Annotated in this window: 20 protein-coding genes; 13 read left to right on the forward strand and 7 right to left on the reverse strand. The window is 72.7% G+C overall.

Going from position 1 to position 22551, the window contains the following annotated elements; all coding sequences use genetic code 11:
* The first annotated feature begins 1 nt into the window (after nucleotide 1).
* The 8 genes from ACEZDE_RS29325 to ACEZDE_RS29360 all read left to right on the forward strand — a co-directional run bounded on the left by ACEZDE_RS29325 (nucleotide 2) and on the right by ACEZDE_RS29360 (nucleotide 7892).
* Complete coding sequence (locus tag ACEZDE_RS29325; RefSeq protein ID WP_380542472.1) at nucleotides 2-598, forward strand: hypothetical protein; 597 nt, start codon at nucleotides 2-4, stop codon at nucleotides 596-598.
* 29 nt (nucleotides 599-627) lie between these two features.
* Nucleotides 628-1938: an ABC transporter substrate-binding protein gene (locus ACEZDE_RS29330; protein WP_380542637.1), complete on the forward strand. Its 1311-nt coding sequence runs from the start codon at nucleotides 628-630 to the stop codon at nucleotides 1936-1938.
* Between the two features lie 45 nt (nucleotides 1939-1983).
* Complete coding sequence (locus tag ACEZDE_RS29335) at nucleotides 1984-2607, forward strand: RraA family protein (RefSeq protein WP_380542475.1); 624 nt, start codon at nucleotides 1984-1986, stop codon at nucleotides 2605-2607.
* A 129-nt stretch (nucleotides 2608-2736) separates the two neighbouring features.
* The gene (locus ACEZDE_RS29340; protein ID WP_380542477.1) at nucleotides 2737-3654 is read left to right on the forward strand and encodes a N,N-dimethylformamidase beta subunit family domain-containing protein; all 918 of its coding nucleotides are present in this window, start codon (nucleotides 2737-2739) and stop codon (nucleotides 3652-3654) included.
* Between the two features lie 61 nt (nucleotides 3655-3715).
* Nucleotides 3716-4597 carry an acyl-CoA thioesterase gene (locus ACEZDE_RS29345; protein WP_380542480.1) on the forward strand — a complete coding sequence of 294 codons (882 nt, stop codon included), beginning with the start codon at nucleotides 3716-3718 and terminating at the stop codon, nucleotides 4595-4597.
* A gap of 24 nt (nucleotides 4598-4621) precedes the next feature.
* Complete coding sequence (locus ACEZDE_RS29350) at nucleotides 4622-5641, forward strand: MBL fold metallo-hydrolase (RefSeq protein WP_380542483.1); 1020 nt, start codon at nucleotides 4622-4624, stop codon at nucleotides 5639-5641.
* A gap of 285 nt (nucleotides 5642-5926) precedes the next feature.
* Entirely contained in the window at nucleotides 5927-7177 is a 1251-nt protein-coding gene (locus ACEZDE_RS29355; RefSeq protein ID WP_380542640.1) for an MFS transporter, read from the forward strand.
* 229 nt (nucleotides 7178-7406) lie between these two features.
* Nucleotides 7407-7892: a hypothetical protein gene (locus ACEZDE_RS29360; protein WP_380542486.1), complete on the forward strand. Its 486-nt coding sequence runs from the start codon at nucleotides 7407-7409 to the stop codon at nucleotides 7890-7892.
* Here ACEZDE_RS29360 and ACEZDE_RS29365 read toward each other — a convergent pair.
* Nucleotides 7878-8486 (reverse strand): phosphonate degradation HD-domain oxygenase, encoded by a 609-nt coding sequence (locus ACEZDE_RS29365; protein WP_380542489.1) that lies wholly within the window; start codon nucleotides 8484-8486, stop codon nucleotides 7878-7880. The two genes, ACEZDE_RS29360 and ACEZDE_RS29365, sit on opposite strands and share 15 nt — an antisense overlap.
* 227 nt (nucleotides 8487-8713) lie before the next feature.
* On the opposite strand from ACEZDE_RS29365, the gene ACEZDE_RS29370 reads away from it, so the two are divergent.
* Together ACEZDE_RS29370 and ACEZDE_RS29375 are read left to right on the forward strand one after the other, a co-directional pair.
* Nucleotides 8714-8905, forward strand: coding sequence for a hypothetical protein (locus ACEZDE_RS29370; RefSeq protein ID WP_380542492.1), 192 nt, complete (start codon nucleotides 8714-8716; stop codon nucleotides 8903-8905).
* 267 nt (nucleotides 8906-9172) lie between these two features.
* On the forward strand, nucleotides 9173-10222 hold the full coding sequence (locus ACEZDE_RS29375) for a fatty acid desaturase family protein (RefSeq protein WP_380542495.1): 1050 nt from the start codon (nucleotides 9173-9175) through the stop codon (nucleotides 10220-10222).
* Nucleotides 10223-10247: 25 nt separating this feature from the next.
* On the opposite strand, the gene ACEZDE_RS29380 is transcribed toward ACEZDE_RS29375, so the two are convergent.
* Complete coding sequence (locus ACEZDE_RS29380; protein ID WP_380542498.1) at nucleotides 10248-10784, reverse strand: NUDIX domain-containing protein; 537 nt, start codon at nucleotides 10782-10784, stop codon at nucleotides 10248-10250.
* A 219-nt stretch (nucleotides 10785-11003) separates the two neighbouring features.
* On the opposite strand from ACEZDE_RS29380, the gene ACEZDE_RS29385 reads away from it, so the two are divergent.
* The gene (locus ACEZDE_RS29385) at nucleotides 11004-11876 is read left to right on the forward strand and encodes an ATP-grasp domain-containing protein (protein WP_380542501.1); all 873 of its coding nucleotides are present in this window, start codon (nucleotides 11004-11006) and stop codon (nucleotides 11874-11876) included.
* 71 nt (nucleotides 11877-11947) lie between these two features.
* On the opposite strand, the gene ACEZDE_RS29390 is transcribed toward ACEZDE_RS29385, so the two are convergent.
* The 3 genes from ACEZDE_RS29390 to ACEZDE_RS29400 all read right to left on the reverse strand — a co-directional run bounded on the left by ACEZDE_RS29390 (nucleotide 11948) and on the right by ACEZDE_RS29400 (nucleotide 15165).
* Nucleotides 11948-12805 (reverse strand): SCO6745 family protein, encoded by an 858-nt coding sequence (locus tag ACEZDE_RS29390; protein WP_380542504.1) that lies wholly within the window; start codon nucleotides 12803-12805, stop codon nucleotides 11948-11950.
* Nucleotides 12806-12821: 16 nt separating this feature from the next.
* Nucleotides 12822-13499 carry a lysophospholipid acyltransferase family protein gene (locus tag ACEZDE_RS29395; protein WP_380542507.1) on the reverse strand — a complete coding sequence of 226 codons (678 nt, stop codon included), beginning with the start codon at nucleotides 13497-13499 and terminating at the stop codon, nucleotides 12822-12824.
* 121 nt (nucleotides 13500-13620) lie between these two features.
* Nucleotides 13621-15165 (reverse strand): SagB family peptide dehydrogenase, encoded by a 1545-nt coding sequence (locus ACEZDE_RS29400; protein ID WP_380542510.1) that lies wholly within the window; start codon nucleotides 15163-15165, stop codon nucleotides 13621-13623.
* A gap of 269 nt (nucleotides 15166-15434) precedes the next feature.
* Between ACEZDE_RS29400 and ACEZDE_RS29405 the strand changes: the two genes are divergently transcribed.
* Nucleotides 15435-15818: a DUF427 domain-containing protein gene (locus ACEZDE_RS29405; RefSeq protein WP_380542513.1), complete on the forward strand. Its 384-nt coding sequence runs from the start codon at nucleotides 15435-15437 to the stop codon at nucleotides 15816-15818.
* A gap of 68 nt (nucleotides 15819-15886) precedes the next feature.
* Here ACEZDE_RS29405 and ACEZDE_RS29410 read toward each other — a convergent pair whose 3' ends face one another.
* Nucleotides 15887-19528 (reverse strand): discoidin domain-containing protein, encoded by a 3642-nt coding sequence (locus tag ACEZDE_RS29410; RefSeq protein WP_380542516.1) that lies wholly within the window; start codon nucleotides 19526-19528, stop codon nucleotides 15887-15889.
* 181 nt (nucleotides 19529-19709) lie between these two features.
* Nucleotides 19710-20720 carry a right-handed parallel beta-helix repeat-containing protein gene (locus ACEZDE_RS29415; protein WP_380542519.1) on the reverse strand — a complete coding sequence of 337 codons (1011 nt, stop codon included), beginning with the start codon at nucleotides 20718-20720 and terminating at the stop codon, nucleotides 19710-19712.
* A 208-nt stretch (nucleotides 20721-20928) separates the two neighbouring features.
* Between ACEZDE_RS29415 and ACEZDE_RS29420 the strand changes: the two genes are divergently transcribed.
* Nucleotides 20929-22542 (forward strand): cellulose binding domain-containing protein, encoded by a 1614-nt coding sequence (locus ACEZDE_RS29420; RefSeq protein ID WP_380542522.1) that lies wholly within the window; start codon nucleotides 20929-20931, stop codon nucleotides 22540-22542.
* Nucleotides 22543-22551 lie beyond the last annotated feature (9 nt).

The raw sequence follows: 22551 nt of genomic DNA on the forward strand, positions 1-22551 counted from the left end.
CATGGGATACGGTTCCGCAGGCGTTCAGAGGCACCTCCCGCGCGCCGCCGTCGGTGCGGTCGTCCTGCTGCTGGCCACGGCCTGTGGCAGCAGCGGCGGTTCGTCGTCCGGGGCGTCCTCCGCGCCCGCCGCCACCACCCCGCCGCCCGCGACCACGGCCGCGGCGCCCACCAGCGCTGCCGCCGCACCGGCCGCCTGCGGCACCGGCGCGGCGCCGACGGTCAGCGGCACCGGCCCCAGCGACACCGCGGGTGCGGCCACCCAGATCGCCGCCGCCTACCAGAAGTTCTTCGACCCGGCGACGCCCTCCGCGTCCAAGATCGGACTGCTGGAGAACGGCGCCACCTTCGTCCCCGTGCTCCAGGCGTTCGCCAAGAACCCGCTGGCCGCGAAGGCCACCGCGACCGTGCTGACGGTCAGCTTCACCAGTGCGACCGCTGCCGACGTCACCTACAACCTCTGCGTCGGCGGGGCGCCGGCGCTGCCCGGTTCGGCCGGCAAGTCGGTTCTGGCGGGCGGGTCCTGGCAGGTCGCGGACGCGACCCTGTGCGGCCTGATCAAGCTCAACGGCGGCACCATCCCCGCGCAGTGCTCCTGATCCACCGTCAGCGCCCGCGTGCGGCAGCGATGATGGTGCTGCTGCTCGCCACCGCGGCCGTGCTGCTGAACGCCGCCTGCGGCAGCCGGCTGCCCGAGCGCGACTTTACGGCGCCGCCCGCCGCTGCCGCCTCCGGCAGTGCCTCGGGCGGCGGCCCGCTGCCGCCGATCACCGTCGGCATCGTCACCTCGGTCTCCAGCGTCCTCGGGACCGAGGCGTTCAGCGGGCCGCTCTACGGCGCACAGGCGTTCTTCCGCGCGCTGAACGCGAAAGGCGGCATCGGCGGACGCCAGGTCAAGGTCGTGACCTGCGACGACAGCGGAAGCGGCAGTGGAAACCAGGCCTGTGTGCACACGTTGATCGACCGCGACCACGTGGTCGCCCTGGTCGCCACCAGCGCCCTCGACTACGCGGGCGCCCCGTACGTCAGCGCCCAGGGCGTGCCGGACATCGGCGGGGAGCCGATCGACAGCGCCTACGACCGCTATCCGCACCTCTACCAGATCGGCGGCAGCAGCGAGCCGAGGGACGGGAAGTCGCTCGGCTGGAACGGCGTCCAGTACGCCACCACCGAGGTCTACCGCTACTTCACCCAGAAGCTCGGGCTGCGCTCCGCCGCCGTGGTCGCCTACAACCAGGCCGACTCGGCCCGCTACGCCGCCCAGTTGGTCCAGGGTCTCAAGGCCGAGGGCTACCAGGTGCTGAGCCAGACGGTCGACTTCGCGCTGCCGAACTTCGGCGCCGTCGCCGCCCAGATGAAGGCGCACGGAACGCAGTTGCTGCTGGACGCGATGGACACCCGGGGCAATGTCGCGCTGTGCCAGGCGATGGCCGCGGCGGGGGTGACCGTGGCGGCGAAGGTGACGAACGTCCAGAACTGGAACGCGCAGGCCGGGGCCGACTACCAGTCCGTGCCCGGCTGCCTGGACGCGCTCTGGGTGACCTCGGGCAGCCGCTCCTACGAGGACGTGAGGTACCCGGCGGTGGCGGCGTTCCGGGCTGCGATGAAGCGTTACTTCCCTTCCAGGGAAGGCAAGTTGTCCCAGTGGGAGCTGGAGGGATGGGCAGCCGCGCAGTGGTTCGCCGACGCGGCCGGATCCTGCGGCGCGCAGGTGGACCGGGCCTGCCTGGACCGCTACATGCAGCGCCCGCAGCCCTATGACGCACACGGGCTGCTGATCCCCACCGGCTTCACCCCGAAGCCCGCGCCGACCGGCCCGCAGAAGGCCTGCCTGGACGTGGCCCGCTGGCAGGGCGGCGCGAACGGCGGCTGGGTCACCCAGGTGCAGGACATGGACACCGACTGCTTCGAGGTCCCGGCCCTGCCGTACCGCTCCTGAGCCCTCCCCGGGGGAGCCCCGGGCCTGCTGGTAGCGTCGGCTGACATGGACGACTCCACCGGATTCAGCGGCATCTCGCCGACCACCCTCGCCGACCTGCTGGGGCGGGAGCAGGTCATGGACATCGGCATCCGCCCGCTGTGGGCCTCGGCCGGACGGGTCGCCGGTCCGGCGTTCACCGTGCGCTGCGCTCCGGGGGACAACCTGATGCTGCACGCGGCCATCCACCGGGCCGAGCCCGGCTCGGTGATCGTGGTCGAGGCGGGCGACCTGGACTACGCGGTCGCCGGGGGGAACGTCTGCGCGGTGGCCCGTCGTCGTGGGATCGCCGCGTTCGTGGTCGACGGGGTGATCCGCGACCTCGCCGAGGTCCGCGCGATGGGCTTCCCGGTCTTCGCCAGGGGCGTCATCCCCGTTCCCGGCGTCAAGGCGGTGGTCGAGCCGCTCAACGGCCCGGTGCGCTGCGGCGGAGTGACGGTGAACGCCGGCGACGTCGTGGTGGCCGACGAGGAGGGCGTCGTGGTCGTCCCGGCCGCCCGCCAGGCGCAACTGCTCGCCGACGCCCGCGCCAAGCAGGCCAAGGAGGAGGCGGAGTCCCTGGACGCTTGGGAGGAAGCCCACCGCGCCAAGATCGACGGCATCCTGGCCGAGAACGGCTTCACCGGCTGAACCAGGTGACCGGCTGCCTGGTCCAGCTCGGTCCGACTGCCATCTCTGACGGCCTCCTTACTTCGTGTGGGTATCATGTGCGGCTCGTACGAACATCATGTGATCGCGCAGCAGGGGACGCTCGTCGTCGTGGGTGCCGCACCCCTCTACTACGGCTACAAGACCCGGGGCGTCTGGGGCGCCAACCTGAAGCGTGCGTACCAGGTGTCCTTCGACCGCCCCTACATGGGCAGCGGCCTGCCGACCTGGTTCGAGCTGGAGTTGGCGTACATCCGCTGGGCGGAGCAGCAGGGCTACGACGTCGGCTACGCCAGCAGCCTGGACCTGCACGAGGGCCGGGTCGACCCGGCGCTGCACCGGGTCCTGTCCTTCTCCGGCCACGACGAGTACTGGTCGCCGCCGATGCGCGCCGCCGCCGAGCAGGCGGTGGCCGGAGGCACCCACCTCGCCTATCTGGCGGCCAACAACATCTACTTCCAGATACGCCTGGAACCCTCCGCCGCCGGCACCGCCAACCGCACGGTCGTCTGCTACAAGGAGGCCGTGGATCCCGCCCCGGACGCCAACGGCCCGACCATACGCTGGCGGCAGCTGGACAAGGACCACAGCCGGGCCGAGCAGGCGCTGCTGGGCGTGCAGTACAACGGCATGCTGGCCAAGCCGGTGCCGCTGGTCGTGAGCAGCGCGGACCACTGGCTGTGGGCCGGCGCCGGGGTGAAGGACGGGGAGCAGCTGCCCGACCTGGTCGCGATCGAGGCCGATGGCCGGGACCACACCATGCCGTTGCCGCCGAGTGCGTCCCAGGTGCTGCTGTCAGCCTCGCCCTACCCCGACAAGATGGGGCGCGGGATGCGGACCCAGAACACCAGCCTCTACCGGACCGAGCACGGGACCATGGTCTTCGCCGCCGGGACGTTCTACTGGCCGCTGGCGCTGAGTGAGCCGGGTCGGGTCGACCAGCGGGTGCAGATCGCGACCCGCAACCTCTACGACCACCTGCTGCGGAACCCGGGGAGGACCGCGAGTCCCGCGAACCCCGCGAGCTGACCAGCGGGAAAGCCGTCCGGTGGGGGAGGATGGGCGCGGGGACGACGATGAGGAGCGCGGCATGGGCAACCCGGTGGACCAGTTGGTCGACCTGCTGGATCTGGAGCAGATCGAGGTCAACATCTTCCGCGGGCGCAGCCCGGAGGAGTCGCTGCAACGGGTCTTCGGCGGGCAGGTCGCCGGGCAGGCGCTGATCGCGGCCGGGCGCACGGTCGCGTCCGACCGGCCGGTCCACTCGCTGCACGCCTACTTCCTGCGGCCCGGGATGCCCGGGGTGCCGATCGTCTACCAGGTCGACCGGATCAGGGACGGCCGCTCGTTCACCACCCGCCGGGTGCTGGGCGTCCAGCAGGGGCGGACGATCTTCGCGCTCACCGCCGACTTCCACCTGCCGGAGGAGTCGCCGTTCACCCACCAGCTGCCGGCGCCGCCGGTCCCGCAGCCGGAGACGCTGCCGACGGCGCTGGACGAGGTCGGCTCGGTGCTCGGCGAGATCCCGCCGTTCATCAGCCGCCGCCAGCCCTTCGACGTCCGCTACGTCGACCGGCTGCGATGGAGCGCGGAGGAGCTGGCCGGGGTCGAGCCGCGCAGCGCGGTGTGGCTGCGCACCAACGGCGCGCTGGGCGACAACCCGCTGGTGCACGCCTGCGCGGTGACCTACGCGAGCGACATGACGCTGCTGGACGCGGTCCGGCTGCCGGTCGAGCCGCTGTGGGGGAGGCGGCACTTCGACATGGCCTCGCTGGACCACGCGATGTGGTTCCACCGCCCGTTCCGGGCCGACGACTGGCTGCTCTACCAGCAGGAGTCGCCGGTGGCGGCCGGTGCCCGCGGCCTGGCCAGGGGTCAGCTGTTCAACCGTCAGGGGGAGCTGGTGGTGTCGGTGATGCAGGAGGGGTTGTTCCGCCGCATCGCCGAGCCGGGGTCGGGTCCGGTGGGCTGATCGGTCCTCGGCATAATCTGCCGCATGACGATCAGTCCGGTTCACATACGCACGCTTGCCGACGACCTGTACGCCTGGCTGCCCGAGGAACGCGGGTGGGGGCTGGCCAACTGCGGCCTGCTGGTGAGCGATCGCACCGCGCTGTGGATCGACGCCCCGTACGACCGGGCGCTGGCCGGGCGCTGGCTCGCCGAGTCGCAGGCCAGGATGCCGGACGGGGTGGCGGTGGACCGGGTGGTGGTCACCCACGCCAACGGCGACCACCTGTGGGGAGCCGTGGTGCTGCCGGAGGCCGAGGTGGTCACGACCCGGCACGCGATCGACAACGCCCACTTCGAGCCCACCCCCGAGCAGCTCCAGCAGCTGGTCCAGGGCCTGGACGGGGACACCCCGACCGGCTGGTACCTCAAGCAGAACTTCGGCCGCTACGACTGGACCGCCACTCCGGTGGTCGAACCGGCCATGCTGGTCCAGGGCGAGCTGGAGTTCCGGGTCGGCGCGTACCCGGTGCACCTGATCGGCCTCGAACCGGCCCACACCACCGGCGACCTGATCGTCCACCTGCCCGCGCAGGACACCGTGTTCAGCGGCGACGTGGTCTTCGCGTCCACCCCGGAGCAGCCGGGCGACCACGCGGTGCACTGGGCCGGGCCGCTGAGCGGGGTGCTGGCGGGGTGCGAGCGGGTGCTCGCCACCGGGGCCGGGACCATCGTCCCGGGGCACGGTCCGGTGCTGGACCGGGCCGGGGTGCGCGCGCACATGGACTACCTCGCGCACGTCCAGGAGCGGGCGCACGAGCGGCACCGGGCCGGGGTGCCCGCGGTGCAGGCCGCCCGGGAGATCATCGCCGAGGGCCGGTACCCGGAGCTGGGGCTGCCGGAGCGGCTGGTGGTGACCGTGGGCACGGAGTACCGGCACCTGGACGGCAGCCCGGAACGCTCGGCGCTGGAGGTGATGGGCGAGCTGGCCCAGGTCGCGGCGGAACTGCGGATCCCGGCACAGCGGGGCGGCGGCTCCGGAGTCGGGGCCGGGCTGGCGATCTGACCCGGTCTGTCCTGGTCAGGGGTGGATTCGGAGCGGAGATTCCGGACCCGCCGGGGGACGGAGCCGGGCGGCGGGTGATGATGTCATGTGCCCAAAGAACCACTGACGCCGCCCGACACCGCCCCTGCCGGGCCTCTGGCCGAACCTGACGGCCGCGCCGACGCCTCCGCCGCTGCCGTCTCCGCCGCCACCGCTGCCCCCGTTCCGACCGCCTCCGTCCCGGCCGCCCGTGCCGTCCCGACCGACGAGACCGTCCCGGGGGCGGAGCCGTCCGCGTCGGGCCGTCTGGGGCGGCTCGCCCGGGGCGCGCTCGCCGACGTCACCCCGCTGCGCACCAGTGCGCACTTCCGGCGGCTCTGGTTCGGACAGAGCGTGTCCTCGATCGGGCAGCAGATGACCGCGCTGGCCATCTCGGTGCAGGTGTACGCGCTCACCGGATCGCCGTTCGCCACCGGCCTGGTCGGGCTGTGCTCGCTGGTCCCGCTGGTCGCCTTCGGCCTCTACGGCGGGGCCATCGCCGACACCATGGACCGCCGCAAGCTGGGGCTGTTCGGTGCGTCTGGGCTGGCCGTGCTCTCCGCCGGGCTCGCGGCGCAGGCCTTCTTCGGGGTGCGCCAGGTCGGCGTGCTCTACGCGATCGTGGCGCTGCAGGCGGTCTGCTTCGCGCTGAACGCCCCGGCCCGCGCGTCGATGGTGCCCCGGCTGGTGCCCGCGGCGCAGCTTCCGGCCGCCAATGCCTTGTCCACGGTCAGCATGAATCTGGGCCTCACCGTCGGACCGATGCTCGGCGGGCTGCTGATCGGGGTCTGGAGCTACCAGGCCGCCTATCTGTTCGACGCGATCGCGTTCAGCGCCTCCCTCTACGCGATGTGGCGGCTGCCGTCGATGCGCCCGGAGACGACACCCGGCGCGATCGCCAAACCACGTGCCTCGGTGCTGGACGGACTGCGCTTCCTGCGCGATCGGCCCAATCTGCGGATGAGCTTCCTGGCGGACCTCGCGGCCATGGTCTTCGGCATGCCCCGGGCGCTCTTCCCGGCCCTCGCCGTGGTCCTCTACCACGGCGACGCCGGCACGGTCGGGCTGCTCGCCGCAGCCCCCGCGGTCGGCGCGCTGCTCGGCGCGCTGTTCTCCGGCTGGGTCAGCCGGGTGCGGCGGCACGGCCTCGCGGTGATCTTCGCGGTGCTGGCCTGGGGCCTGTCGATCGCCGGATTCGGCCTTGCCAGGCAGCTGTGGCTGGGCCTGGTCCTGCTGGCGCTGGCGGGCGCGGCGGACACCGTCAGCATGATCTTCCGCAACACGATCATGCAGGCCGCGGCCCCGGACGACATGCGCGGACGGCTCCAGGGGGTGTTCATCGTGGTGGTGGCCGGAGGGCCGCGGCTGGGCGACTTCGAGTCCGGCTCGGTCGCCCAGCTGACCTCACCGACCTTCTCCGCCGTCAGCGGCGGCCTCGCCTGCGTCGCCAGCATGCTGCTGCTCGCGCTGCGGTATCCGGCGTTCGCCCGCTACGACGCCAGGAATCCCACCGCCTGAGCCCGCCGTCCGCGCGGCGGGATCGCGGCGAGAACGGGTCGGGAAGGGGACCGGAAGGGGTCCGGAACGGGGGCGGCGCGCGGGGAGTCAAGGCCGCGTATGGATCCGCACGGCGGCCGTATGGGAGCCGTCAAGGCCGGTCGCGGAGCGGGGGTGATGGGGATTCCATGGATCCAGGCACCCGGTCCGGCTCCCCGCTCCGGGGCCGTCCGGCGCGTTGGAGGTCCCCATGTCCGGCACTCAGCTGCTGTTCCGCACAGTGGGGCGCCGCGGCCGTGTGCTCCCGGCCTCCGCCCCGGTCACGCCCGCCGCCCCGGCCGCCCGCGCCGGGCTGGTGGCGCCGATGGCGCTGGTGGCGGCCTTCGCGGTGGCCGCGCCGGTCTCGGTCCTGCTCGCGGCGACGGGGGAGCGGCCGCATCCGACGGTGGTGCTGGTGGTGCTCACGATGGCGGCCTTCGGGGTCGGCCTGGCCGCCGCCGACCTGCTCGGCGGCGTCGCGATCGGGCTGGTCTGCTGGCTGTTCCTGGACGGGTTCGACGCGGACCGCTGGGGCGTCCTCGGCTGGGACGGGCACGCCGACGCGGTCCGGCTCGGGGTGCTGGTCGCGGCCGGGATGCTCGGCGCGCTGGCCCGCTGCCTCCGGGTGCGCTACCTCAGCTCCCGTCAGCTCGGCTCCCGCCCGCTCCGCTCCGCAGACCCGCTACGCCGAGGCTGACCGCCCGAGTGCCGAAGGCCCGTCGAGCAGCCCGGCCAGCAGCGTCCGGTAGTGGTCGAACGGCGGTACCGGCAGCTCCGGGTTCTTGGCCCGCTCGTCCCAACGGCGCAGCCGGACGGCGTCGTGCGCGTACGGGTCGGCCTCGAACTCCGCCGCCTGGGCCGGGGTCATCGGGCCGCCCTGGACCCGCAGCGTGTGCACCGAGGCCGCGGAGAGCCGACCGAAGTAGCCCGCCTCGACCGCGCACAGGTAGCGCTTCGCGGCCACGTGCAGCCGTACCGGCTCGGTGACGCCGGGGCCGAACCACTGGGCCAGCCAGTCCGCACCGGTGTGGCTGTGCCGGTTGTCCGTCCCGGCCATCAGCACGTCCCCGTCGCGACCGCCCTGGGCCGCGGTGAGCGCGCCGAAGTGGCCCACGTCGTGCAGCAGCGAGGCCGCGACCAGGGCCGGTTCCGCCCCGGCGGCCTCGGCCAGGGCCGCGGTCTGCAGCATGTGCTCGGCCTGGGTGACCTCCTCGCCGAAGTACTCGGCGGCGCCCTCGCCCGCGAAGAGGCCGGCCAGCAGATCGAGCGCGGTGCGGTCCACGGTGGTCATGAGGAGAACCTGGCACCGCCCGGCATCGGCTCCGTGACGGCCGAGCGGCGGCCCGGTGAACGTTCACGGTTGTGGGGAAGGGGGTTGGCGTTCCGGCCGTGGTCACTCTCGGTAACTCTTCGAGATGCGGCGTGACTTGTCCCCTGCGAACGTGGAGGAGGCGCCCGCCGGATGCGGGTTCCACGTCATAGTCGACGAGTTGTACTGACCATGCAGGAGACACACTCATGTCGAAGGTCAAGAACCGCGACCGCAAGCAGAAGTCCAACGGCCACGCCGACCACAGCGTCAAGGACGGCCGGACGAGCAAGGCCACGATGATCGACATGCACGAGGGCGACAGCAGCCCGGTGCTCACGCCGACCGCTGTGGTGCAGTCCGCGCCGCGGAAGAAGGAACGGCGCTACGGCCACAACTGACCCGGCCTGCCTGGTCTGACGCGGCTGTTGCGGCAGCGGCGAGGTGCGCGTCCTTGCGGGGACGCGCACCACAGGCATGTCAGGAGGGCGCCGCCGGCCGCGCGGGGGCCGTACGCGGGCCGTACGGGCTGGAGGGGGCTGGCCGCAGGGGGTTAACCCCCTGCGGGGGCGGGTGGGTGCTCCATGGTTCGGGGCGGGGGGTGATCCCTAGGTTGGCGAGGGCGGGGCGGCGGAGGGCCGTTGCGCTTGCCGATCGAGGAGATTCGGATGCCGACGCAGGTCAGTGCGACCCTGATCAGGGGTCAGGGGACCGATCGAAGCACGGACGAGGGCAGTGAGTTCAGTCCGCTGCTGCGGAGCGTCCGCGCGGCCGGGCTGCTGGAGCGGCGGACCGGCTGGTACACCCGCTCCATCGTGCTCAACCTGCTGCTGGTCGCCGCGACCTGGACCGCGGTCGCGCTGTTCGGCGGCTCCTGGTGGGTGCTGGCGCTGGCCCTGCCGGCCGCGGTGTTCGGCGCGCGGACCGCCTTCGTCGGGCACGACGCCGGGCACCAGCAGATCGCCGCGAGCCGCCGCGCCAACCGGGTGCTCGGCCTGATCCACGCCAACCTGCTGTTGGGGATGAGCGTCGGCTGGTGGACCGACAAGCACAACCGGCACCACGCCAACCCCAACCACGTCGACAAGGACCCGGACGTCGGCGTCGGCGCGCTGGTCTGGACCCAGCGCCAAGCGGCCGAGCGGGACGGCTTCGCCCGCTGGCTGACCCGGCACCAGGCCGGGCTGTTCTTCCCGCTGCTGCTGCTCGAAGGCGTCGCCCTCAAGCTGTCGAGCATCCTGGACCTGCGACGGCAGCGCGGGCGCGAACGGCTGGTCGAGGGCGGGCTGCTGGCCCTGCACCTGGCCGGGTACGCGACCCTGTTGCTGCTGGCGATGAACCCGCTGCAGGCGCTGGCCTTCGCCGCGCTGCACCACGCCCTGTTCGGGCTGCACCTGGGCTGCGCCTTCGCGCCCAACCACAAGGGCATGGAGATGCCGGACCCGGAAGGACCGCGACTGGGCCACCTCCGGCGCCAGGTGCTCACCTCGCGCAACGTCCGCGGCGGCCCGGTCACCGACTGGTTCCTCGGCGGTCTCAACTACCAGATCGACCACCACCTGTTCCCGAGCATGGCCCGGCCGAACCTGCGGGCTGCCCAGCCGCTGATCCGTTCGCACTGTGTCGCGCTGGGGCTCCCGTACACGGAGACCGGGCTGGTCGAGTCCTACCGGCAGGGGTTGCGGCACATGCACGAGGTCGGCGCCGAGCTTCGTTGACGATCAGTCAGTAATGGCCTTTCGGCTAGGCGTTGAGGGCGGCGAGGAGCAGTGCGGTGACGCTGCCGGCCTCGGTGACCGCGCCCTCGCGGACGGCGGCGACGGCCTCGGCGAGGGGGCGCCAGTGCAGGGTCATCCCCTCCTCGCCGGGCTCACGGGCCAGGACGCCGGGGGTGAGGTCGCGGGCGGTGAAGAGGTGGGCCCTGGCCGTTGTGGCGGTGGGGAGTTGGTCGATCACGCCGAGCGGCTCCAGGGTCCCGGCCCGCCATCCGGTCTCCTCCTCCAACTCGCGCCGGGCCGCCGCCGCGGGGTCCTCGGCGCGGTCGACGGCGCCGCCGGGGACCAGCAGCATCCGGCGCTGCTGGAGGTAGAACCGGTCCTCGACGAGGGCCACCCGGCCGTCCGGGTCGAACGCCACCACCCGGACCGCGTCGGACATCTCGAACCAGTCCCAACTGCCGGTGACCCCCTCGGAGATCAGCAGGTCGTCGCGGTAGGCACGGAGGAAGCGGCTCTCGGTGAGCTGGGTGCGGTTGGTCCTGGACCAGGGAGTACTGCTCATCGGCGGTGGCCGCCTTCCGGCTTCGGGGATCAGGGCCTGACCCGGAACGAGTCCAGGATCGACCAGGCCGGCCCCGGTGAACAGGTCGGCACCCGCGAAAGTCCTGGCAAAGACAGCAGAGGCGGGGTGCTGCGCCCGGCGGGTAGGTTGGTGTCGTACGGGTGGGTCGGGGCGGGTGACGTGGGACGGACGGAGAAGTCGATGGGCTCCGGTGGGCGTGTGGGGCGGGTGGTTCTGGCCACGTCGGCGGTCGGGCTTGAGCGGGATGTCGACCTTCCGCCGGTGCTGGACGCGCTGGGTGCGCTCGGGGTCTCCGCCGAGGCTGTGCGGTGGGACGACGAGGGCTACGACTGGGCGGCGTGCGACAGCGTGGTGATCCGCTCGACCTGGGACTACGCCGAGCGGCTGGACGAGTACCTCGGCTGGGTGGACCATGTCGCCGCCGTGGCCCGGCTGCACAATCCGGCCGAGGTGGTTCGCTGGAACAGCGACAAGCGGTATCTGCGCGACCTCGCCGCCCAGGGCCTGCCGATCGTGCCCACGGTCTTCCTCGCGCCGGGTGACCCGGTCGAACTGCCGGGCCACGAGCAGTTCGTGGTCAAGCCGTCGGTCTCGGCCGGGGCGCACGACACCGCCCGCTACACCGCCGACCAGGGCGCGCTGGCCGAGGCCCACATCCGCTCGCTGCAGGCCGCCGGGCGGACGGTGATGGTGCAGCCGTACCTGTCCCGGATCGCCGAGGGCGAGCGGGCGCTGGTGTTCCTCGGCGGGGAGTTCAGCCATGCCCTGCGCAAGGGTCCGGTGCTCACCGACATCGGCGTGATCGACAACGCCAGGGTGGCGCACCCGGATCTGGTGATCCATCAGCCGTCACCGGCAGAAAGGGAGTTGGCGGTGGCGGCGATCGCCGCCGCGCCCCGCTCCAAGGAGATCCTGATCGCCCGCGCCGACCTGGCGCTCGCCGACGACGGCACGCCGGTGGTGATGGAGCTGGAGTTGATCGAGCCGTTCCTCTTCTTCGGGCACACCCCGGAGGGGCTGGAGCGGTTCGCCCGGGTGGTGCGGGAGTGGACGGCCTCCGGGGTCGGCTGAGGCGGTCCACTCCCGCACCACCCGGTCAGGAGCGGGAGCAGCAGTCAGGGGCAGGAGCAGCAGAGCCCGGGTCAGCGGGTGGCGAAGACCCCGGGCGGGAAGGCGCCGTTGGCCAGCGCGGTCTGGGCGAGCCGCCCGGCGATCTCGGTCAGTCGGGCCACCCCGGCCTCGCCCAGGTGCTGGTACGGGCCGTGGCCGAGGGTGTCGGTGAGCGCCTCGACCTGGTGCCGCTGCTCCCGGCCCGGCTCGGTCGGCTTGCCCTCGGCGTCCAGCAGGCCGCGGTCGCGCAGCCGCTGCTCGCAGGCGCTCCACTCCTCCTCGGACCAGCCGCGGCTGGCGCGGGCGAACTCAGGGGTGAACGCCTTGCCGGTGGCGGTGTGGGTGACCAGCGCGTCGATGCCGTCCAGCTCGGCCGCGGTCAGCGCGGCCAGGTGGCCGTCGCCGCGGTGCTCGCGGAGCAGCGTGATCGCGTGCCACAGCGCCAGGTGCGGCTGGTCCGGGACGGGCAGTTCGGCGTGCGCCGCGTAGAGCGGGCGTCCGGCGGCGGAACAGGCGGTCGCGGCCTCCCCGGCCAGCTCCGCGGCCTCGGCCAGCGCCGGGTCGGCCAGCGCCTCCGCGCCGAACAGCCGGCGCAGGGCACGGTCGACGGCGCGCAGCCGGGCGTCCAGGACGGCGGCCGGCGCGGCCAGCTCCCAGGCCCGCGGGATGTGCTTGGCGACCAGCGCGGGGCTGAAGTTGAAGAAGGTGGCGGTCACCGTGCCGGGCCCGACCGCGCCCATGGCCGCGGACCGTCCGGCGAAGTAGCTCATCCGGCCGGGGCGCAGGCCGGCCGCGGTGAACTCCTCCTCGGCCTCCGGGGCGAAGTAGATCAGCGAGTGCAGCGGGTTGAGCGCCTGATAGCAGCGCCTACTCTCCAGTAGCGTCGTCATGGTGGCCACTCTAGGCCTACCGATGGCTGGCGCCGATGCCGGTGAGGCGGGCGGCGGCGACCCGGCGGGCCTCGGCAACGGCGGTGTAGGTCTGGGCGGTGGCCTCGGCCGCGGAACCGGTCAGCTGGATCGGCGCGCCGACGTGCACATGCAGCCGGGGACGGCGCAGCGGGGCGGTCAGCAGTCCGGCCCACTGCTTGGCGGTGCCGCCCGAGGTGATCCGGCGCGCGCCGACCTGACCCAGCGGGACCACCGGGGCGCCGGTGGCCAGCGCCAGCCGGGCCACCCCGGAGCGGAAGCCCTCCGGGTCGCGGTCGCCGGAGTCCAGCCGCCGCGGCAGCCGTCCCTCGGGGTAGATGACCACGACCCGTCCCTGCGCGATGGCTCGGGCGGCGGCGTCCAGCGCGTCGGCGGCCCTGCGGTCGCCCCGGTACACCGGGATGTGCCCCTCGGCCCTGAGCCTGCCGCTCAGCACCGGTATCCGCCACAGCCCGGCGGCGGCCAGCACCACCGGGCCGCGGACGCCGCGGCGGGCCAGCGCCGCGAGCACCACGCCCGGGTCGATCAGCGAGCTGTGGTTGGCGGCGACGATGCTGCCGGGCGCGATGCCGCTGGGCGCGGGGCCGGCGTCGTCGGCGGTGACGCGGAGGTGGCCGAGGACGGGGAGGACGCGGCGGGCGATGTCGCTGAGCATGGTGTCAGCGTGGCGCGTTCGCCGCCGCCGCACCTGAGCACGCGTACCCGAGTACCGCGCTCAGGAGTCGCAGGGCGTCGGCAGCGCCCGTCGCCGTCGCTGTCCGGCTGGTTCTGGCAGGTCAGTTGGCGCCCTCGCGGGATTCCGCGACCACGTCGGCGAAGCCCCGGCCGACCGCCCTCGGACCGTCCGGGCGGCTGCCGATCAGGAACTCGCCGACCGAGGACTCCGAGGTCCAGTCGAGGCCCAGTGCCCGCGCCGCCGCGTCGGTGTCGCCTGAACCGAGACCGCACGGGCCGAGCCCCATCGCCGTCGCCACCAGGTAGAGCGTCTGGTAGAGCACCCCGACGTGCTTGAGCGTCAGCGCGTAGGCGATCTGGCTGTACTTCCACGACAGCCTCCCGAACCGGGAGGTCACCGTGATCAGCACCTGCGGCTCGACCGTGCAGTCGGTCGCCCGCCAGGCCGCGGTCAGCAGTTCCCGGAACGCCGCCTCGTCAGCGGCGCCACTCCAGTGGCGCGGCTGCAGGCGGTGCGCCGCCGCGTCGTAGCGGTAGACACCCGGCTCCAGGCCTGCGCAGTCGGCGACCGAGAGGTAGACCTCCAGCTCGCCGGTGGAACCCCCGGCCGGGTAGGGCCGGTCGACGATGTCGTACGCGGTCGGCGACTCCGGGTCGCCGGGGATGATCCGGCGCACCCGGGCCGCCCGGTAGAGCAGCTCGCCGAGCTGATCCAGCGTCACCGGGGCGTCCCCGTAGGAGCGGACCGAGCGGCGGCCCTCCAACACCTCGCTGAACGCCGGGTCGCGGGCCACCACCTGGGCCCACTCCGGCACCGGCAGGTCCACGCCGGGACCGTCCTCGCGCGGTCCCGCGCCCGGGACGGCGGGCAGTTGCGGCTGGTCGGGGTGGGCGAAGACGCCGCCGCTCGGGTAGTCGTGCCGACCGGCCCGGCTGCGCGAGTGGAACAGCAGGTCGTGGAAGTCCCACAGCGCCGGGTCGTTGCCGGAGCCGGCCCCGGCCGCGGGCTCCAGGAAGCCGGTCCCGGCCAGCAGCCCGGCCAGCTGCTCCCCGGCGGCGACCGGCAGCCCGGCCACAGCCGAGGCCTGCGCCACGGTGCGCAGCGAGGTCAGCGCTGCCACGAAGGCCCCGGCCGAGGGCTGATGCAGGGTCACCCGGTAGTAGGCGAGCGGGGATTCCACCACGCAGGCGCCGGAGTTCTCCTCCGGAAGCCGGCGCAGGTAGGCGAACCGGGACAGCACCACCGGGGTCTGCGCCGGGACGTCCGGGGAGGCGGCGGGCGGCGAGGCAGCCGGTGACAGGGCGGCCGAGCGGGCGATCGGCACGGCGGTGGCCAGCGGGTTTCCGGCCGGGTCGGCCAGCACTGTGGTCACCAGGAACGGAAAGCGTTCCAGCAGTCGGGCCAGCCGTCCGCCGTCCGGGCCCTGGGCTGCGGCGTCGGCGTCCAGGTCCTGGGCGGCGAGCCGGGCCAGCCGGGTCACGGTGGCCGTGCCGAGGGCGCGCACCCGCTGGCGGCCCCACGGGTGGGTGAGTTCGACGTCGTCGCCGTCGGCCTCGACGACCACGTCGGGACGGAGCCGGAGCAGGCGGCGCAGCGGGGGGCCGCCGTCGGCGGCGGAGGAAAGCTGGTCCTGGGCGAGGGTCATGGCGCACCTCTCGGAGCGGTCGGCACGTGCGGTCCAGCCGGCCGGGCTTGACCGGAACGTCGTACAGCCTGCCAGGAGCGAACCGGGCCCAGAAGGGGCGCGTTCCGGGCACGACCGCCTTGGCCGCCGGAAGGCCCGCGTCAGGACGGGGCCGGGAGCCGCGCCGGGGCTGAGCGGCCGGGGCTGTGCTGAGCGGCCGGGCCGGGGCCGGGGCCGGGTGGCAGACTGGTGGGGCAACGGCATGTTCGCGCGACGGAGAGAGACCAGTCATGACCGACAAGCCCGTGCTCCAGCCCGGCCCGAACCACCCGATCACCGTCGACGCCAACCCGTCGCGGGTCGTCGTCACCGTGGCCGGCAAGGTCGTCGCCGACTCCCGCCGGGCGCTGACCCTGCGCGAGGGGAACTACCCCGCGGTGCAGTACCTCCCGATCGAGGACGTCGACCGCTCGCTGCTGGAGCGCACCGACACCAGCACCTACTGCCCGTTCAAGGGCGACGCGAGCTACTACAGCATCCCGGTCGGCGGGGAGCGCTCGGTGGACGCGGTCTGGGTCTACGAGCAGCCGCACCAGGCCGTCGCCGAGATCAAGGACCGTGTGGCCTTCTACTCCGACCGCGTCGACAGCATCGAGGAGCACCCCGCAGCCTGAACGGCAACGGCCGCCCACCCCTCCGGGTGGACGGCCGTTGCCGTGTCGCGCCGTGGATCAGCCGCGGATCAGGAGAAGATCTGCAGCTCGGAGAGCTGGGCCGCGGGCCAGCCGGTGTTGCCGGTGACGTTCAGCCGCAGGTAGCGGACCGAGGCGGTCGGCACGGTGATGGTGACGGTGTTTCCGGTGCTCGGGTCGAAGGTGTAGCCGGCCGAGGCCTTGAGCGTGGTCCAGTTGCTGCCGTCGGTCGAGCCCTGGACCGACAGGGTCTCGGTGCGGGTGGCCCAGGCCGCGGCCGGAGGCAGGTCCAGGACCAGCGTGGTGACGCTCTTGGCGCTGCCCAGGTCGGCCTGCAGCCACTGCGGGAAGGCGTTGTCGGTGCTCTCCCAGTAGCTACTGGTGTTGCCGTCGTTGGTGTTGCCGGGGGTGTAGTTCTGGGTGGAGCCGCTGGCCGACATGGTCGCGGCCAGCGCCAGGTCGGTCCCGGTGCCGCCGCCCCCGCCCGCCGCGTTGCCGGTGCCGCCGAGCGCGACCGTGAGCGGGCCCGCCGGGTCGTTCGAGGCGATGCTGACGGACCCGCTGCGGGCGCCCGCAGCGGGCGGCGTGGAGGTCCCGCTGACCGTGCAGGACGCGCCGACGGCCAGGCTCGCGCCGCAGGTGGTGGTGTCCTTGAAGTCACCGCTCGCGGTGACCGCGCCGAGGGTGGCCGCCGCGGTGCCGTGGTTGCTGACGGTGGTGCTCTGCGCCCCGCTGGTGCTGCCGACGGTCTGCCCGGCGAAGGACAGGCTGGTCGGCGCGGCCGACAGCGCCGGCGCGGTGGTGCCGCCGCCCCCGCCGCTGCTGCCGCTGCTGCCGCCGGGGAAGATCTGCAGCTCGGAAAGCTGGGCCGCGGGCCAGCCGGTGTTGCCGGTGACGTTGAGCCGCAGGTAGCGGGTGCTGGTCCCGCTCGGCAGGGCGATGGTGACGGTGTTTCCGGTGCTCGGGTCGAAGGTGTAGCCGGCCGAGGCCTTGAGCGTGGTCCAGTTGCTGCCGTCGGTCGAGCCCTGGACCGACAGGGTCTCGGTGCGGGTGGCCCAGGCCGCGGCCGGGGGCAGGTCCAGGACCAGCGAGCCGACCTGCTGCGACGAGCCGAGGTCGGCCTGCAGCCACTGCGGGAAGGCGTTGCTGTTGCTCTCCCAGTAGCTGCTGGTGCTGCCGTCGTTGGTGTTGGACGCGGGGAAGCCGCCGGTGCTGCTGCTGGCGGTCACGGTCGCGCCCGGCGCCAGGTCGGTGGTGGCGGAGACGCCGGTCCCGGAGAGCGTGGTGCCGACCGGGGTCGTGGTGGTGGAGTTGGCCACCGCCAGGGTGCCCGGCTGCGAGCCCCCCGCGGTCGGGGTGAAGGTCACGCTGACGGTGCAGGACGCGCCCGCGGCCAGGGTGCTGCCGCAGGTGTTGGTCTGCGCGTAGGGGCCGCTGACGGTGATCCCGGACAGCGTGGCCGCGGCCGGGCCCGGGTTGCTGACGGTCACCGTCTGCGCCGCGGTGGTGGTGCCGACCGGGACGCTGCCGAAGGCGAGCGAACCGGGGCTGGCGGAGATCGGGGTGTGCACCGTGCTGCCGCCGTCGGTGCCGATCAGCGCCACCGTGTGCGCGCCGCCGCTGTGGTTGTTCGGAACGGTCAGCGTGCCGGTGGTGATCCCCGAGGTGGGCGCGGTGTAGGAGACGTCGACCTGGCACCACATGCCCGGGTCGGTGTCGTTGGCCGCGTCCAGGCTGGTGCCGCAGGGCTTGGCCGGGTCCGGGGTGACGGTGAACCCGCCGGTGGCCGAGATGGCGCCGAGGGTCGCGGCCGAGCGGCCGGTGTTGTAAACGGTCACCTTCTGCACCGGGGTGGCCTGGCCGACCGCGGCGTTCTCGAAGGTCAGCACGCTGGGGAAGGAGGTGACCGGCGCGTTCGCGGGGAAGCCGCAGGTCGAGGTGGTGGACCAGCCGCTGTTGCCGCTACCGGCGTTGAGCGCGAAGCCGGAGGCGCAGTCCTCGACCCCGCCGACGCCGACGCCGGTCGCGGTGACCCCGGAGACGGTCGCCGAGCCCGAGGTCTGGTCCTGGAAGACATAGGTGCCGACGTTGGTCACGGTGTCGTTGCTGATGTTCACATTGCTGATCGGCTTGCCGCCCTCCAGCGTCCCCTGGAACTGGAACGCCTCGTAGGGGCTGTCGTCGATCTCGTTGCCGGTGACGTTGATGGTGCCGGTCATCGCCGAGTCCAGGGCGAAGAACCACATCGCGCCGACGCCGTAGTCCCAGCCGGGGTCGAACTGCCCGGTGCGGACCAGCTTGTTGCCGCTGATGGTGGTGGTCCCGGCCAGGGCGACCGCGCCGAACCGGTTGCCGACGTGGATGCCGCCGCCGCGGGTGACCGTGTCCTGGAGCAGGTTGTTGGTGGCGCTGTTGTCCGAACCGCCGTAGAAGGCGATGTTGTTGGCGAGCCCGGGGGAGTCCACGGTGTTGTGGTCGAAGACGTCGCCGCTGTCGTTGGTGGAGGACCACAGGGCCAGGCCGTCGTCCTGGGTGTTGCGCAGGAAGCTGTTGCTGACCGAGGAGTCGGCCACCCCGCCGTCGAAGTTGATGCCGTCGGCCAGGGTGTCCTGGATCCGCATGTTCTGCAGCTTCAGGTTGGTCGTCGCGCCGACGATCCACGCGCCGACCTTGGTGTTCTGGATCCACACGTTGGAGATGGTGGTGTTGTTGAAGCCGCCGTTGAAGCCGTTGACCGAACCGTCGCTGTCGTCACGGGTGTTGACGTTCCCGAAGATCGACAGGTCGTGCACGGTGACCCCGGTGGTCTGCCCGACGTTGCCCTGGAACTCCACGTTGTGGCCGGTCAGTTCGGTGTACCACTCGCCGGCCCCGGCCACCCCGACCTTGTTGAGCCCGATCGGCGCGGTGATCTTGTAGAGGCCCTGCGGCAGGTACACCCCGGTCCCGGCGGCGGAGGCGTCGTTGACCGCCTGCTGCAGCGCGGTGGTGGCGTCGGCGACCCCGGTCGGGTCGATGTCGTACGGCGCCTGGGTCACGTCCAGGTAGCCGGCCGGCTTGGGCAGCGGCGCGGCGACGTTCTCGAAGTCGGCGGTGTTGATCGCGTACCAGGGGGCGTTGTCGCCCGCGTCGACCTGGAGCTTGACCACGGTCCCGGCCGGCAGCACGGACGGGAACATGGTCCGCACGTTGTCGTAGAAGTCGTGCGGCACCGCGCTCTGCGGATCGCCCACGTCCGAGGGGGTGTTGGTGAAGGTGTAGGCCCCGTAGAGCCAGCTGTTCTTCGACGTCAGCTGGAGGTCCTGGGTCTTGGTGCCGTTGACGTAGACGCTCAGCGGGGCAGTCAGTCCGGCGCCGTCCAGCGAGTCCGGGATGGCGTAGTGGAAGTCCACCGCGTTGGCCGGCGCGGTCAGCGTGAACTGCACGTACTTGCCCTGGCCGACGAGTTGGACCGCCTGCCGGCCGGTCGCCTCGGAGGCGAGCGAACCGTAGGTGTAGTCGGGGGCGAGCACGGTGCCGTTGGTGGAGGCGTCGGCGGCCAGGTACTCGGTGAACGGGACTGCGGCCCCGGGCGGGGTGGCCGCGGCGGCCGTGGTGGCCGGCAGGGCCAGCAGCGGTGCCGCTGCGAGCAGCACCCCTGCGGTCAGTCCCGACGCCAGGCGTCGGAAGACACGGGCGGGTGCGTGGAACACGTACGGCTCCTCTGACTCGAGCCCTGCCGACACGGGTGGGGGACATCGGTCAGTGGCGGGAACACTAAACCATTTCTGACAGATGACGACAAGATGTCAATTATTCTTTGCAAGATATCGACAGTCTGTTGGGTATGGCTTTCGCCTGCCGAGTCGGGCCGAGTCAGGCCGGGCCGGGCCGTTACTGGCCGGGCGTCACCGGGACGGTGCTGACGCCCGATCCGGCGCCGGTGACGGTGTTGGACGCGTACACCGTGTTGGGGTTCCCGGCGCAGGCGGCCTGGTCGGTGATGTCGAAGCCGTAGCCGGGTGCGCCGCCCAGGTCCAGGATGTTCCGCGCGAAGGAGTTGCCGCAGCCGAAGCCGGGGTACAACTGCTCGACCAGGAAGCCCTGCTGGTAGGCGTGCTGGCCGGTGTTGCCGGTCACGGTGTAGTCGTTGCCCTTGACGTCGACCCAGGCGACCGCCGAGTTGGCGCCGGCCTCGCCGGTGGAGTCGAAGGAGTTCCCGGTGACGAAGCCGCCGGTGGTCCCCTCCTTGATGTCGATGTTCTCGGCGGTGATGTTCGGGCCGAGGGTGTTGCCGCTGATCGTGTCGCGGTCCGAGGCGTCCGGCAGGCCGCCGCTGTAGCTGCCCCAGTTGCTCTTGGCGGAGCCGACGTAGATGCCCTCGCCGTACCCGGCCTGGTACCTGCCGGTGTCGTGCACGCTGTTGTGCTCGATCAGGTCGTCGCTGCTGAACGCGCGCAGGTGGATGCCCTCGTCGCCGATGTTCGACACGGTCAGCCCGTCCACCGTGTCGTGGTTCGCGCCGTCCAGCACCACGCCCTTCTGGAAGGTGCTGACGCTGAAGCCGCGGAGGGTCACGTAGTCCGCCTCCAGGTGGATCCCGTAGGCGCTGGCGACACCGGTGCCGGTGATCACGGCGTCCGCCGGGCCCTGCAGGGTGATCGGCGCGGCGGCCGTCCCGCTGGTGCTGACGGTGAACTCCCCGGCGTAGCTGCCGGCCGCGAGCTGGATGGTCTCGCCCGGGACCGCGCTGTTCAGCGCCTGATGCAGCTGACTCCCGTTGGCCACCTGCACGGTGGCGTACGCGATGTCGCCGGGGTTGGCCAGTGGGACGGCCGTCGAGGCGGCGGCGGGTGCGCCGCCGACCGCTGCCAGCAGCCCGGCGGCGCCGGCGCTCAGTGCCACTGCGGTCGCGAACCTGCCCCGGTGCGTCATGGGCCAAGGATTGGTATGGACCATCCCGGCTGTCAAGTACCCGTCACTGCCCTTGACTCCGGGCATTGGTCTGGACCACCGTAGAGGGGCCGCGGCCGGTCGTCCCAGGGAGAACCCCCACATCTTCCCCTCAGCAGCACGGCTTCCGTGCTGCCCCCACGCCGAGGAGCACACGCCCATGAGGCGCGTCACCTTGCACGTCACCGCCGCCGCGGCGCTGTTCGCCGCCCCCCTGCTGGTCCCCGCCACCGCACACGCGGCCGGCGGGCTCACCGGGCTGATGGCGAACTTCGCCGTCACCTCGACCTGGGCCAGTGGCTTCGAGGGCACCTACACCGTCACCAACAACACCAACGCGACCGTCAGCACCTGGTCCCTCGGCTTCGACCTCCCCACCGGCGAAGCCGTCACCAGCACCTGGAACGGCACCCTCACCCAGTCCGGCAACCACTACACCGTCACCGCACCGAGCTGGGCCTCCCCACTGGCCCCCGGCGCCAGCGCGGACGTGGTCGGGATGGACTTCTCCACCGGGGCCACCCAGACCCCGCCGGCCAACTGCCTGATCAACAACGCCCCGTGCGCCGGCCTCCCGGCCGACACCGTCGCGCCGTCGGTCCCGACCGGACTGGCCGTCAGCGGCACCGGGCCCGGCAGCATCGCACTGTCCTGGCACGCGTCCACCGACAACACCGCGGTCACCGGCTACCACGTCTACGAGGGCACGGCCGTCGCCGCGACCGTCACCGGCACCACCGCGAACCTCACCGGACTGCTGGCCGGCAGCAGCCACACGCTCAGCGTCGCGGCCTTCGACGCGGCCGGCAACGAGTCGGCCAAGTCGGCGACGGTCACCGCCGTGGCGGGCAGCGGCACGGTGCCCGGCGCGTCCGCGCCCTACGTCGACCTCGGTTCCTGGCCCACCCCGAGCCTGCCCGCCATCGCGTCGGCGACCGGGCTGAAGCAGTTCTCACTGGCCTTCATCATCAACGGGGCCAGCCCCTGCACCGCCAGCTGGTTCGGCGCCTACGACCCGGCGACCGGCTGGGACAAGGCGGACATGGACGCGATCAGGGCGGCCGGCGGCGACGTCCGGCCCTCCTTCGGCGGGGCCAACGGCACCGAACTCGCCCAGTCCTGCACCACCGTGGCCAGTCTCGCGGCGCAGTACCAGAAGGTGGTGGACGTCTACGGCCTGGACCGGATCGACTTCGACATCGAGGGCGCCGCAGTGGTCGACCACGCCTCGGTCGACCGCAGGTCGGCGGCCATCGCCGCGGTCCAGGCCGCGCAGCGGGCCAAGGGCCGGGACCTCAAGGTCAGCCTGACCCTGCCGGTGCTGCCCACCGGGCTGACCGCGGACGGCGTCTACATCCTGCAGTCCGCCAAGAACGCGGGCGTCAACGTGGACGTGGTCAACGTCATGGCGATGGACTTCGGCGACTCGACCGCGCCCAACCCGGCCGGGAAGATGGGCGCCTACGCGATCCAGTCGGCGCAGTCGACCGAGGCCCAGATCGCCTCGGTCTGGACCGGTCTGACCACGGCCCAGGCCTGGCGGATGGTCGGGGTGACCCCGATGCTCGGGGTGAACGACAACACCAGCGAGGTGTTCGGGCTCTCCGACGCCCAGCAGCTGATCACCTTCGCCCAGCAGAACCACCTGGGCGAGCTTGCCTTCTGGGAGGTCACCCGGGACGCCCACGCCTGTCAGGGCGGGCTCTCCAGCTGCACCAACATCACGCAGACGCCGTACCAGTTCTCCAAGATGTTCGCCGGCTTCACCGGCTGAGTCGACCCG

The sequence above is a fragment of the Streptacidiphilus cavernicola genome (assembly GCF_042510955.1).
Taxonomy (GTDB): domain Bacteria; phylum Actinomycetota; class Actinomycetes; order Streptomycetales; family Streptomycetaceae; genus Streptacidiphilus; species Streptacidiphilus cavernicola.